Raw genomic sequence first — 12,152 nt, 5'->3', positions numbered from 1 at the left:
GGAGCCGCTACTCGAACAGCGTCTCGACCACCGGCGCCGAGTCGTCCGCCAGCAGCGCGACCATCGTCGGGTCGCCCGGGTAGCCCTCGCCGTCGTACTGCAGGGCGACGGTACCGCCCTGGATGGTGCCACCGCCGACGCCGACCAGCAGGTCGTGCCAGCCGTTGTTGCGGTGCTTGCCCAGCGCGATGGGCGGGTGGGTGGTGTCGGTGCGGCCGATCAGCGTGTAGCTGCCGTCGGCCTGGCCCTGGAAGACCACCAGCGGGCAGCCGTCGGCGTCGCACCACAGCGGGTCGTCGATCAGCATCAGCAGGTCGCCGGTGCCGTCGCCGTCGAGGTCGGCGCGGGCCTGCCGGTACTGCGGCGCCTCGTCGGTGCCGGCGGTTTCCATGAACGCGACCAGCGCCTGCTCGGCGGCGATGCGCGGGTCCAGCGTCGGGGCCGCGAGCGGTGCCGGTGCCGGGGGCGCGGTCTGGATCTCGGCCAGCTCGGGGGCGCGGCAGCCGGCGCAGAGCAGCAGCACGGCGGCGCTGGCGGGCAGCACGGACGCGGGGGTGGGCAGGCGGCGCATGGCGGGTCTCCGGCGGTGGTACGACGCCGACTGTAGGCACTGTCGTGTGGTGGCCGGGTGTAGGTGCAGCGCCGCCGGGGCGGGGTTTGCGGGGCGAGCACCCGCCGTGCCGTGTTCAGCTGCGCCGCGTGTGGACCATCGCGCCGAGCAGCTCGCGCAGCTCGGCCTGCTCGTCGGGGGTCAGCGCGGTGCGGCCACCCTCGTGGATGATCGCCTGCAGCTCCTCGATGCGCTGCTGCAGGGTCTGCCGGTCGAGCTGGGCGATCGCGTCGAGCAGTTCGTCGCGCCACTTGCCCTCGTCGCCGGCCAGCGACTGCGCGGCCAGCTTCTGCAGCGCGGCATACTCGTCGCGGCCGCTGAAGTGCTCGACCAGCGAGCCGGTGCCGATGTCCGGGCGCGCGTAGATCAGCCCGAGCAGGTCGACCAGCAGCTCGATGCCGGGCTGGCGCAGGGTGGCGAAGCGGAACGGCGGCTCCAGCTCCAGCGCCAGCGCGGGCCGCTGCAGCAGCAGGGCGATCGCGGCGCGGACCAGGCTGCGCTTCGGCGCGGGGGCGCCGCGCGCCGGCATGCGCGCGCGCTGCGCCGGCACGTGGGTGTCCGGCGTGCTCGCGCGGGCGCCGACGCCGGTCAGCTCGGTCAGGCGCTGGCGCATCAGGTCGGCGAACGCGCCGTCGGGGATCTGCGCCAGCAGCGGCTTGGCGCGCTCGGCCAGCCGGCCCTTGCCCTCCAGCGTGCCGAGGTTGACCTCGGCGGCGAGTGAGTCGAACAGGAACTGCGACAGCGGCGTGGCCCCGCGCAGGCGCGCGTCGAACCCGGCCGCACCCTCGGCCCGCACGATCGTGTCCGGGTCCTCGCCCTCGGGCAGGAACAGGAAGAACGCCTGCCGCCCGTCCTTCATCCGCGGCAGCACCGATTCCAGCGCCTTCCACGCGGCGCCGCGGCCGGCGCGGTCGCCGTCGAAGCAGAAGTACACGTCCGGCGCGTTGCGGAACAGCAGCTCGGCGTGGTCGGGCGTGGTGGCGGTGCCGAGCGTCGCCACGGCGGTCTCGACCCCGTGCTGGAACAGCGCGACCACGTCCATGTAGCCCTCGACCACCACCAGCCGCGCGATCTTCTTGTTGGCCTGGCGCACCTGCCACAGGCCGTACAGCTCGCGGCCCTTGTGGAACAGCTCGGTCTCGGGCGAGTTGAGGTACTTGGGGCCGTCGTCCTTCTCCAGCACCCGGCCGCCGAAGCCGATGGTGCGGCCGCGGCGGTCGTGGATCGGGAACATCACCCGGTCGCGGAACTTGTCGTAGACCCGGCCGCTGTCGTTCTTCGAGAACAGCCCGCCGCGCTCGAGCAGGCGCATCCGCCGCTCGTCGCCGCCGAGCGCGTCGCGCAGCGCGTTGAAGCCGCCCGGCGCGTAGCCGATGCCGAAGCGTTCGCGGATACCCGCGTCGACCCCGCGGCCGTCGAGGTAGGCCTGCGCCTTCGGCGTGGACGCCAGCTGCCGGCGGAAGAACGTCGCCGCCGCTTCCATCGCCGCATACAGGTCCTGGCTGTCGGGGTTGGCGTTGCGCTGGAAGGTCTCGCGCGGCACCTCCATGCCGTTCAGCCGCGCCAGCTCCTCGACCGCGTCGAGGAATTCCAGCCGGTCGTACTCCATCAGGAACCGGATCGCGGTGCCGTGCGCGCCGCAGCCGAAGCAGTGGTAGAACTGCTTGCCCGGCGACACCGTGAAGCTCGGCGAGCGCTCGTCATGGAACGGGCAGCGCGCCGAGTACTCCTTGCCCTGCCGCTTCAGCGGCACGCGCGCGCCGACCAGCTCGACGATGTCGGTGCGGGCCAGCAGGTCGTCGATGAAGGCGTCGGGGATGCGGGCCATGGACCGACTAGGATGCCATCGCGGCGGCGCTCATGGCGCGGTCGCGCGGGAGTCCGCATGGCCGGCGCGGCCACGCTCGCGCGCCAGCCGGCGGCGCACCCGCGCGTGCTCGTCGAGCATCGCGGTGATCAGCGCGCCGGTCAGGAACACCACCGCGCAGTAGTACAGCCATACCAGCATCACCACCAGCCCGCCGGCCGGCCCGTAGGCGTTGCCCAGGGTGGCCTGGCCCAGGTACAGCCCGATCGCCCAGCGTCCGGCCATGAACAGCGCCGCGGTCAGCGCGCCGCCGGCCAGCGCCCGCGACGCGGTCACCGGACGGTCGGGCAGCAGCCGGAACATGCCGGCGAACACCAGCGCATACAGCACGAACGAGAACGCCGCGGCGAACGCCGGCAGCAGGTCCGGCAACCACGCCATCACCACCGCCAGCGCCGCCTGCACCGCCATCGACACCACCAGCAGGAAGCCGACCGCGATCGCCATGCCGAACGACAGCAGCCGCTTGCGCAGCCACGCCAGCACGCCCAGCGCCCGCGCGTCGGAACGGAACACGCGGTTGAGCGCGGCCTGCAGCTGGCCGAACACGATCGAGGCGCCAACCAGCAGCGCGCCGGTGCCCAGCAGCGCCGCCAGCGAGCCGGTGCCGGGCCGGCGCTCGGCGTTGGCGACGATCAGCCGCGCGGTCTCCTCCACCTGCGGCCCGACCAGCAGCCCGACCTGGCGGAAGAACTCCTCCTGCGCGGTCGGCAGCAGCGCGGTGGTCAGCCACAGCAGCATCAGCACCAGCGGCGCCAGCGACAGCAGGGTGTAGAACGACAGCGCCGCCGCCAGCGCCAGCAGGTCGTAGGCGAAGAAGCGCTGGGCGAACTTGGCCGGCCAGCTCTGTTCCAGCCGCGCCTGCAGCGCCTCGATGCGGTCGCCGAGGTCGGGGTCCCGGTCGCCGTCGGCCGTGGCAGCCGCGCCGGGACGGTCGGCAGTCAAGCGATGGGCCGGGGGCGGGTTCGGCATCGGCATCCTCTGGGTACGGAATGCGGCCAGTATCCGGGCAACGGGTTAGCGCCGCGTCGGGCGCGTGCGCCTGGCCGGGAGGACGAAGGGCCCGCAAAGACGAAGGGCCGGACATGGCCCGGCCCCGGAGGCGGCTGTGGCGCGGATCAGCCGGCGAGGCGCTGCTTCACCAGTTTCGACACCAGGCCCATGTCGGCCTGGCCGGCCAGCCTGGGCTTCAGCACGCCCATCAGCTTGCCGATGTCGGCCGGGGTGGCGGCGCCGGTCTCGGCCATCGCGGCGTCGATCGCGGCGATGATCTCCGCCTCGCCGAGCTTCGCCGGCAGGTAGTGTTCGATCACCGTGATCTCTTCGCGCTCCACCGACGCCAGGTCCTCGCGGTTGGCCGCCTCGTACTGGCTGACCGAGTCGCGGCGCTGCTTGACCATCTTCTCCAGCACGGCCAGCACCTGGGCGTCGTCGAGTTCGATCCGCTCGTCGATCTCCCGCTGCTTGATCGCCGCGTTCATCAGCCGGATCACGCCGAGGCGGTGCTTGTCGCCGCCCTTCATGGCGGCCTTCATGTCATCGGTGAGCTGCTGCTTGAGGGGCATGGCGGTGTCCTGGGGCGGGAAGATTGTGCGGGGAACGCAAAAAGCCGGCGGCGCTCGCGGCGCGGCCGGCTTTGGGCTTTCCTGTGAAGAGTCCGGCCTGCAGCGGCCGGGATCCTGCGCAGGAGCGCGCGATCAGTACAGCCGCTGGCGCTTGGTCACGTCGCGCGAGGCGCGGCGGGACTGGCGCTTCACCGCGGCGGCGGCCTTGCGCTTGCGTTCCTGGGTCGGCTTCTCGTAGAACTCGCGCTTGCGGGTCTCGGCGAGGACGCCGGCCTTTTCGCAGGTGCGCTTGAAGCGACGCAGGGCAAACTCGAAAGGCTCGTTTTCGCGGACTTTGACGCTGGGCATAGGTATCTCGGTTCGGGTAAACAGCCCGGATCGGTCCGGGCGAGCCGCGTATTGTACCGGCGTGGTTTCCGGCAACGCAAGCCGGGAGACGGCGTTCAACCGGGGTGGGGGTGCGGCGGCGTATGCTGCGGCGCTTTCACGCCCCGTGCCTTGCCCATGTCGACCCCGTTGCCGACCCCGTCCACCCGCCGTCGCCGGCTGGCCGTGCTGCTGCTGGCCTGCGGCCTCGTCGCCGGCTGCGGCCGCGACGCCGTCCGTCCCGAGCCGGCGCCGAAGGCCCCGGCCGCCGCGCCGGTGCCGGCGCCGGACATCCGGGTCGGGCTGGCGCTGGGCGGCGGCGCGGCCAAGGGCTTCGCCCACATCGGCGTGATCAAGATGCTGGAGGCCAACGGCATCACCCCCGACGTGGTCGCCGGCACCAGCGCCGGCAGCGTGGTCGGCGCGCTGTACGCCAGCGGCATGGACCCGTTCGAGCTGCAGCGCAAGGCGGTGGCGCTGGACGAGTCGAGCATCCGCGACGTCAGCCTGTTCTCCGGCGGGCTGGTCGAGGGCAGGGCGTTGCAGGATTACGTCAACGCGCAGGTCGACGGGCGCGCGCTGGAGCGGATGCAGAAGCCGTTCGCGGCGGTCGCCACCCGGCTCGAGACCGGCGAGCGGGTCGCGTTCGCGCGCGGCAACACCGGCCAGGCGGTGCGCGCGTCGAGCAGCGTGCCGGGCGTGTTCGAGCCGGTCGCGATCGGCAAGTGGCATTACGTCGACGGCGGCGTGGTCAGCCCGGTGCCGGTGGACGCCGCGCGCGACCTCGGCGCCGAGGTGGTGGTCGCGGTCGACATCTCCAGCAAGGCGACCGGCGAGACCCCGGCGCACATGCTCGGGATCATCAACCAGTCGATCAGCATCATGGGCCAGAAGCTCGGCGAGCAGGAGATGGCGCGCGCCGACGTGGTGATCCGGCCGCGCGTGACCGACATCGGCTCGGCCGATTTCACCCAGCGCGACCGCGCGATCCTCGAAGGCGAGCGGGCCGCGCTGGCCGCGTTGCCGGCGATCCGCAAGGCGATCGCGGCGAAGCAGGCCGAGCGCATCGCCGCCGCGCGCAAGGCGGCCGCGGCGCGGGCGAAGGCGCGCGAGCCCGAGTGCGTCGAGCGCAAGGCCTGGCTCGGGCTGGTCGACCGCGAACCGGTCTGCACGCCGGCCGCGCAGCCCTGAGCACCGCGATGGCACGCCCGGCCGCACGGGTTTGTGCCGTTGCCCGCGCAGCCGCCACAATGCCGCGATGAACGATTCCACCCCTCTGCTGCAGACCGTCGAACAGGAAACCGGCGCCAACCCCGAATGGACCGTGCTGTGGCTGCACGGGCTGGGCGCGGACGGCCACGACTTCGCGCCGATCGTGCCGGAGCTGGTCCGCCGCGACTGGCCGGCGCTGCGCTTCGTGTTCCCGCATGCACCGGTGCGGCCGGTCACGATCAACAACGGCGTGCCGATGCGGGCGTGGTACGACATCGTCGCGCTCGACCTCGCCAACCGCGCCGACGAGGCCGGGGTGGACCAGTCGGTGGCGCAGGTCGAGGCGCTGATCGCGCGCGAGGCGGCGCGTGGCATCGCGGCGTCGCGCCTCATCCTCGCCGGTTTCTCCCAGGGCGGTGCGGTCGCGCTGGCCACCGGACTGCGCCGGCGCGAGCCGCTGGCCGGGCTGGTCGCGCTGTCGACCTACCTGCCGCTGTCGCCGGCGTCGCTGGCGGCGCTGCCGCGGTCCGTCGACGCCGCCGCCGCGCGCCAGCCGCTGTTCTTCGCCCACGGCACCCAGGATCCGGTGGTGCCGTTCCAGGCCGGCGAGCGCAGCGCCGCGGCGCTGCGCGAGCTGGGCTTCGCGGTCGACTGGCACGCCTACCCGATGGCGCACCAGGTCTGCGCCGGGCAGATCCGCGACCTCGGCGACTGGCTGGGCCGGCGTTTCGCCGCCGCCTGAGCGGGCCCGGCCGCGCGTCGCTGAAGCCGCCACGGCGCGGCGCTAAGATCGTCACGACGCGGCCCGCGGGCCGCAGCACCCACACGGGGGACGCCGGATGAAGGTGGTGATCGCCGACGACGAGCCACTGGCGCGCGAGCGCCTGCGCGGGCTGCTGCGCGAGTTGGCCGGGGTCGAGGTGGTGGCCGAGGCCGGCGACGGCCGCCAGGCGCTGGAGGCCTGCGCCGAGCACGGGCCGGACCTGGTGCTGCTGGACATCGCGATGCCGGAGATCGACGGGCTGGAGGCCGCGCGCCACCTCGCCGCGTTCGAACCGCGCCCGGCGGTGGTGTTCTGCACCGCCTACGACGCCCACGCGCTGTCGGCGTTCGAGGCCGAGGCGATCGACTACCTGGTCAAGCCGGTCCGCGCCGAGCGGCTGGCGGCGGCGATCGAGCGCGCGCGCACCTTCGCCGCTGGCCGCGAACGCACCGCGCCCGAAACGCCGGTGCGCGGCCACCTGTGCGCGCGCCTGCGCGGCAGCCTGCGGCTGATCCCGCTGGAGGACGTGCGCTACCTGCAGGCCGAGGAGAAGTACGTCGTCGTCCACCACGCGCGCGGCGAGGACCTGATCGAGGAGTCGCTGAAGTCGCTGGAGGACGAGTTCGGCGACCGCTTCGTGCGGATCCACCGGAACTGCCTGGTCGCCCGCCACGAGATCGTCGAGCTGCGGCGCGCGCCCGACGGCCACACCCAGGCCGTGCTGCGCCACGGCAAGCAACCGCTGGAAGTGAGCCGCCGCTGCGTCGCCGGCCTGCGCGAGACCCTCAAGCACCTGTAGCGGCGGCCGCGCCCTGCGATAATCGCCGGATGACCCGCACCCTCCGCATCGCCACCCGCAAGAGCCCGCTCGCCCTGTGGCAGAGCGAGCACGTCGCCGACGCCCTGCGCGCGGCCCATCCCGGCCTGCAGGTCGAACTGGTGCCGATGAGCACGCGCGGCGACGAGGTGCTGGACCGCTCGCTGGCGGCGATCGGCGGCAAGGGGCTGTTCCTCAAGGAACTGGAGCTGGCGATGCAGCGAGGCGATGCCGACTGCGCGGTGCATTCGCTCAAGGACGTGCCGATGGAGCTGGAGGCGGGCTTCGCGCTGCCGGCGATCCTCGCCCGCGCCGACTCCGCCGACGCCTTCATCAGCAACCGTTTCGACTGCCTCGACGCGCTGCCGCAGGGCGCGGTGGTCGGCACCTCGTCGCTGCGCCGCCAGGCCCAGCTGCGCGCGCGCCGGCCCGACCTGCAGCTGCACGACCTGCGCGGCAACGTCAACACGCGCCTGGCCAAGCTCGACGCCGGCGACTACGACGCGATCGTGCTGGCCTGCGCCGGCCTGCAGCGGCTCGGGCTGGACGCGCGCATCCGCTCGCGGCTGGTCGCGCCGGACTGGCTGCCGGCGCCGGCGCAGGGCGCGGTCGCGGTGGAGTGCCGCGACGACGACCCGGCCACGCTGGCGCTGTTCGCCGCGCTCGACCACGCGCCGACCCGTCGCTGCGTCGAGGCCGAGCGGGCGATGAACCGCGCGCTGCACGGCAGCTGCCACGTGCCGGTGGCGGCGCTGGCGACGCTGGACGGCGGGCGCCTGCGGCTGGACGGGCTGGTCGGCTCGGCCACCGACGGCCGCGCGGTGCGGGCGGACGGCGAGGGCGACGAGCCGGAAGCGCTCGGGCGCGCGGTCGCGGCGCAGCTGTTGGAGCGCGGCGCCGGGGAACTGCTCGGGCTGTAACCCGCGGACCGGCGCACGCCGGCCTGAACGCGCGCCGCCGACGACTCAGAACCGCCGGCGCAACCGCAATGACGACTCGGCCGACTCGCTGCCGCTCAGGCCCATCTCGTCGTGGCGGATCAGGAGGTCGCTTTCCAGCGTCCACGACGGCCACAAAACCACGTCGAGGCCGAGCGACTGCTTCACGAACGTCACGCCCTGGCCGGTCTCGAACTGGATACGCTGGTTCCACTGCGCGCGCGGGCCGAGCTCGTGGGCGATCTCCAGCGCCCCGCGCAGCACCGGCCCGGGCAGGGCGATGCCGTCGTCGTGCAGCGAGGCCAGCCGGTAGCCGGCGCCGAGCTGCACGTCGAGCCGGGTCGGGCCGTTGCTGATCGCCTGCACGCCGTAGCGGGTGCCGATGCGCCAGTTGTTGGCGTAACTGGCCGCGTGGGTGCGCGAGCGGGCCGGTGCGTACAGGCCGATCCACGGGTCGCTGCCGGGCAGGGTCGGGGGGCGCGCCGCGCCGCCGCCGGCGAACAGCAGGCTCGACGGCCCCAACGCCTGCCGCCATTCGGCATCGCCGCAGCGGGTCGACCAGCAGAACAGGCGCAGCCGCGCCGGGTCGCTGCCAAGCGCGACCAGTGCGGGGGCGCCGACATCGGCCGGCGGCGGCAGGGTGACGAACGGGCTGGTCAGCAGCGCCAGCCCCAGCAGGGCGGACATCGTCGCATCGCAGGGCGGACCGGCCCGCAGTATGCCAAGCCGCGGCCGGCGGCCCAACCGCCCCGTTCACATTGCCGACGGGCCGGCCGGGTCGGCAAAGCCGGCGGCGGTGCGCCCGGCCCGGAGCGGTCAGTCCGGCGCGGTGATCGCCAGTGCCGGGTCGTTGAAGCGCGAGTAGCGGATCGTGGTGGTCACCGGCTTGCCGTCGGCGCTGCCGTTGGCGCGCACCTGCATCGGGTAGCCGTCGGCGCCGATCCAGATCGTCATCGCCGGGGCCGTCTCGCCCGGCCTGTTGATGCCGTACTTGCGCGCGCTGGCGCCGTCGAGCACGTCCTCGCCGAGGTCGGTGGCCGCCATGCCCTGGCCCAGGCCGGTGAGGCGGGTGCGCTGGTTCCAGCGCGCCAGCACCTCCGGCGGCACCGGGATGCTGCGCACGCCGTCGGCGCCGTCGATGTACATCGTGCCGTCGACCACCACCTGGACCACGCCGTCGGGCATCGTCATGCGGTAGCGGTCGGGCGCGACGAAGTCGGTCTGGCTGGTTACCGGCGGGCTGGTGTCGGTGCTCATCGATGCGTGGAAGCTCTTCGCCTGGGCGAAGCGCGCGATCGCCGCGTCGACCTCCGCACGCGCGTCCCCGGCGGCCTGTGCCGCTGACGGTGCCGGCACCAGCAGCGCCAGTGACAGGGTGATTGCCGCGATCGTCCTGATGTTCATGTCCGCTCCGAAGGGTGTCCGCGGCGGAGTTCCGCCGATGCAAGGCCCAACGCGGGATGGGCGCCGGACCGGCAACGGCGCTGGCGGCGATGGCGCGGCCGGTGCGATCCTTGCCCCACTCATCCACGCGAGATGGCCATCGCCATGGAACGCATCGAACGCATCCACGCCCTGCATCGCATCCTCACCGCGGCGCGCTATCCGGTGACGGTGCCGCGCCTGCAGGAGGAGCTGGAGTGCTCGCGGGCGACGGTCTACCGCGACCTGGCCTACCTGCGCGACCAGCTGATGGCGCCGGTGATCGGCAACGGCGAGGCCGGCTTCCGCTACGACCCGGACGATCCGGGCCGGTTCGAGCTGCCGGGGCTGTGGCTGAGTTCGGAGGAGCTGCATTCGCTGCTGGCCGCCCAGCAGCTGATGAGCCGCAGTGGCGGCGGGGTGCTGTCGAACGCGCTGGCGCCGCTGCAGCAGCGCATCGAGAAGCTGCTCGACGACCACGCCGGCGGCCGCCGGGTGCCGGTCGAGCGCGTGCGGGTGATTCCGCACCGCACCCGCCGGCTCGACGAGACCGCGTTCCGCCACGTCGCCACCGCGGTGCTCGACCGCCGCCAGCTGGCGTTCGAATACCGCGCCCGCTCGACCGACCAGCACACCCGCCGCACGGTCTCGCCGCAGCGGCTGACCCACTACCGCGACAACTGGTACCTCGACGCCTGGGACCATGAGCGCGAGGCGCTGCGAAGTTTCGCGGTCGACCGCATCAGCAACGCGCGCACGCTCGACGAGGCCGCGCGCGACCTGCCCGACGAGGAGCTCAACCGGCACCTGGCGTCGAGCTACGGGATCTTCTCCGGCACGCCGAAGGGCTGGGCGACGATCGTGTTCAGCGCCAAGGCCGCGCGCTGGGTGGCCGACGAGCACTGGCACTCGCAGCAGCAGGGGCGGTTCCTGCCCGACGGCCGCTACGAGCTGAAGCTGCCGTACAGCTCCGGCCGAGAGCTGCTGATGGACGTGCTGCACTACGGCAGCGACGCCGAGATCGTCGAGCCGCCGTCGCTGCGCGAGCAGGCGCGCACGCTGTTGCAGCTGGCGATCTCCAATTACGAGCGCGGCCCGAAGTGACCGCCGCGCCCGGCGGGGCCTGCGCGTGATGGCGCCGGCGGACGCCCCGCGGATCGAACGCGGCGAACCGGTCGCGCTGGTGCTCGGTGCCGGCGGCGCCCGTGGGCTGGCGCAGATCGGCGTGATCGACGCGCTGGTCGCGCGCGGGATCGACATCGTCGCGGTGGCCGGCTCGTCCAGCGGCGCGCTGGTCGGCGGGCTGTTCGCGGCCGGGCAGCTGCCGGTGTTCCGCGACTGGCTGCTGTCGATGTCGCGCACCGACATGCTGCGCCTGCTCGACCCGGTGTTCGGGCGGCCGGCGCTGTTCGAGGGCACGCGCCTGATGGCGGCGCTGCGCGAGCGCACCGGCGACCTGCGGATCGAGGACCTGGCGATCGACTTCACCGCGGTCGCGGTCGACCTGGTGCGCCAGCGCGAGGTCTGGCTGCGGCAGGGCGACCTGTGGGACGCGGTGCGCGGTTCGATCGCGATCCCCGGCATCTTCACCCCGCACCGGGTCAACGGCCGCGAGCTGGTCGACGGCGGCCTGCTGGCGCCGCTGCCGATCGCCGCCAGCCGGCTGTCGGACGCGCACCGGCTGGTCGCGGTCGACATGAACAGCTGGCCGAACCGGCCGCCGGGCACGCCCGCGGAACCCGCAGCGCCCGGGCCGCGCATCGGCGACGAGGCGCCGGCCCACGCCCGCCTGCTGGACTGGGTGGAGCGCCGCCTGCACCGCGACGCCGACCCCGACAGCGGCCGCTATGGTTTCACCGAACTGATGTCGCGCTCGCTCGACACCATGCAGGCGCAGATCGCCCGAGTGCAGCTCGCGCTCGACCCGCCGGAGCTGGTGATCCGCATCCCGCGCGACGCCTGCCAGTTCTACGAGTTCTGGCGCGCGCGCGAACTCATCGCGCTCGGCCGCCACGAGGCCGACAGGGCGCTGGACGAAGCGGGCTATTGAGGTTTGCGCCGGGACGGCGCCCCTGGGCGCGCGATCCGGGTGTTGCCGGGCTCTTCCCGTAGGAGCGACGTAAGTCGCGACCCGCCGACCTCATGAGGCCATGTACAGGTCGCGACTTGCGTCGCTCCTACCAGGCCCGCCCCGGCGGCTTTGCGACCTCTCGCACCGGTCGCTCGGATCGAATGCACCGGTCGCAGCCCGTGAGATGCGCCGGCGCAATCCTGCAGGTCCACTCCCGCAGGACCACGCCCATGCGCCGTACCGAAGCCGCCAGCCGCTCCGTCGTCGACGACGTCCTGCGTTACGCCATCGCCATCGGCGCGACCCTCGTCCTGCTGCTGCCGGCCGCACGCGGCCACCACGAGGCGCTTGGCTGGTTGCCGCTGTGGTTGCTGGGCATGCCGCTGAGCGGCTGGGCCGCGCTGCGCTGGGTCCGCCGCAGCGAGGGAGGCGACAACCTCCGTGCCGGCGGCACCGGTCCGGAGGCCGGCCGTAGCGGCGGCCGGTCCGGCGCGGCCGCGGTCCCGCGGCGCCGCGTCGGG

General features: G+C 73.6%; 14 protein-coding genes. 7 read left to right on the top strand and 7 right to left on the bottom strand.

Features of this window, described 5'->3' with window-relative positions; all coding sequences use genetic code 11:
- Positions 1-7: 7 nt before the first annotated feature.
- The 5 genes from N799_RS11425 to rpsU all read right to left on the bottom strand — a co-directional run bounded on the left by N799_RS11425 (position 8) and on the right by rpsU (position 4,390).
- On the bottom strand, positions 8-571 hold the full coding sequence (locus tag N799_RS11425) for a hypothetical protein (RefSeq protein WP_036212485.1): 564 nt from the start codon (positions 569-571) through the stop codon (positions 8-10).
- A gap of 115 nt (positions 572-686) precedes the next feature.
- Positions 687-2,438: a DNA primase gene (gene dnaG, locus N799_RS11420; protein ID WP_036212484.1), complete on the bottom strand. Its 1,752-nt coding sequence runs from the start codon at positions 2,436-2,438 to the stop codon at positions 687-689.
- A 30-nt stretch (positions 2,439-2,468) separates the two neighbouring features.
- The gene (locus N799_RS11415; protein WP_081974998.1) at positions 2,469-3,449 is read right to left on the bottom strand and encodes a YihY/virulence factor BrkB family protein; all 981 of its coding nucleotides are present in this window, start codon (positions 3,447-3,449) and stop codon (positions 2,469-2,471) included.
- A gap of 146 nt (positions 3,450-3,595) precedes the next feature.
- Positions 3,596-4,042 carry a GatB/YqeY domain-containing protein gene (locus tag N799_RS11410; protein ID WP_036212483.1) on the bottom strand — a complete coding sequence of 149 codons (447 nt, stop codon included), beginning with the start codon at positions 4,040-4,042 and terminating at the stop codon, positions 3,596-3,598.
- Between the two features lie 132 nt (positions 4,043-4,174).
- Positions 4,175-4,390 (bottom strand): 30S ribosomal protein S21, encoded by a 216-nt coding sequence (gene rpsU, locus N799_RS11405; protein WP_036137208.1) that lies wholly within the window; start codon positions 4,388-4,390, stop codon positions 4,175-4,177.
- A 156-nt stretch (positions 4,391-4,546) separates the two neighbouring features.
- On the opposite strand from rpsU, the gene N799_RS11400 reads away from it, so the two are divergent.
- The 4 genes from N799_RS11400 (at position 4,547) to hemC (ending at position 8,120) form a co-directional block, all read left to right on the top strand.
- Positions 4,547-5,599: a patatin-like phospholipase family protein gene (locus tag N799_RS11400; RefSeq protein ID WP_036212482.1), complete on the top strand. Its 1,053-nt coding sequence runs from the start codon at positions 4,547-4,549 to the stop codon at positions 5,597-5,599.
- A 67-nt stretch (positions 5,600-5,666) separates the two neighbouring features.
- Positions 5,667-6,362 (top strand): alpha/beta hydrolase, encoded by a 696-nt coding sequence (locus N799_RS11395; protein WP_036212480.1) that lies wholly within the window; start codon positions 5,667-5,669, stop codon positions 6,360-6,362.
- A 97-nt stretch (positions 6,363-6,459) separates the two neighbouring features.
- Positions 6,460-7,182 carry a LytR/AlgR family response regulator transcription factor gene (locus tag N799_RS11390; RefSeq protein WP_036212479.1) on the top strand — a complete coding sequence of 241 codons (723 nt, stop codon included), beginning with the start codon at positions 6,460-6,462 and terminating at the stop codon, positions 7,180-7,182.
- A gap of 29 nt (positions 7,183-7,211) precedes the next feature.
- Positions 7,212-8,120, top strand: coding sequence for a hydroxymethylbilane synthase (gene hemC / locus N799_RS11385; protein WP_036212477.1), 909 nt, complete (start codon positions 7,212-7,214; stop codon positions 8,118-8,120).
- 45 nt (positions 8,121-8,165) lie between these two features.
- On the opposite strand, the gene N799_RS11380 is transcribed toward hemC, so the two are convergent.
- Both N799_RS11380 and N799_RS11375 read right to left on the bottom strand, forming a co-directional pair.
- Positions 8,166-8,825, bottom strand: coding sequence for a DUF481 domain-containing protein (locus N799_RS11380; RefSeq protein ID WP_036212475.1), 660 nt, complete (start codon positions 8,823-8,825; stop codon positions 8,166-8,168).
- A 129-nt stretch (positions 8,826-8,954) separates the two neighbouring features.
- A complete protein-coding gene (locus N799_RS11375; RefSeq protein ID WP_052101502.1) occupies positions 8,955-9,542 on the bottom strand; it encodes a hypothetical protein in 588 nt (195 codons plus the stop codon).
- Between the two features lie 144 nt (positions 9,543-9,686).
- Between N799_RS11375 and N799_RS11370 the strand changes: the two genes are divergently transcribed.
- From N799_RS11370 to N799_RS11360, 3 genes are all read left to right on the top strand, one after another.
- Positions 9,687-10,664, top strand: a complete 978-nt coding sequence (locus tag N799_RS11370) for a helix-turn-helix transcriptional regulator (RefSeq protein ID WP_036212517.1) — start codon at positions 9,687-9,689, stop codon at positions 10,662-10,664.
- A 28-nt stretch (positions 10,665-10,692) separates the two neighbouring features.
- Positions 10,693-11,610, top strand: coding sequence for a patatin-like phospholipase family protein (locus N799_RS11365; protein WP_052101501.1), 918 nt, complete (start codon positions 10,693-10,695; stop codon positions 11,608-11,610).
- Positions 11,611-11,861: 251 nt separating this feature from the next.
- Positions 11,862-12,152: hypothetical protein (locus tag N799_RS11360; RefSeq protein ID WP_152597936.1), on the top strand; the 291-nt coding region annotated here is incomplete at its 3' end.

The sequence above is a fragment of the Lysobacter arseniciresistens ZS79 genome, from assembly GCF_000768335.1.
Classification (GTDB): Bacteria; Pseudomonadota; Gammaproteobacteria; order Xanthomonadales; family Xanthomonadaceae; genus Novilysobacter; species Novilysobacter arseniciresistens.
The sequence above is the reverse complement of the archived record's forward strand: the minus strand, read 5'-3'. Positions and strand labels throughout refer to the sequence as shown.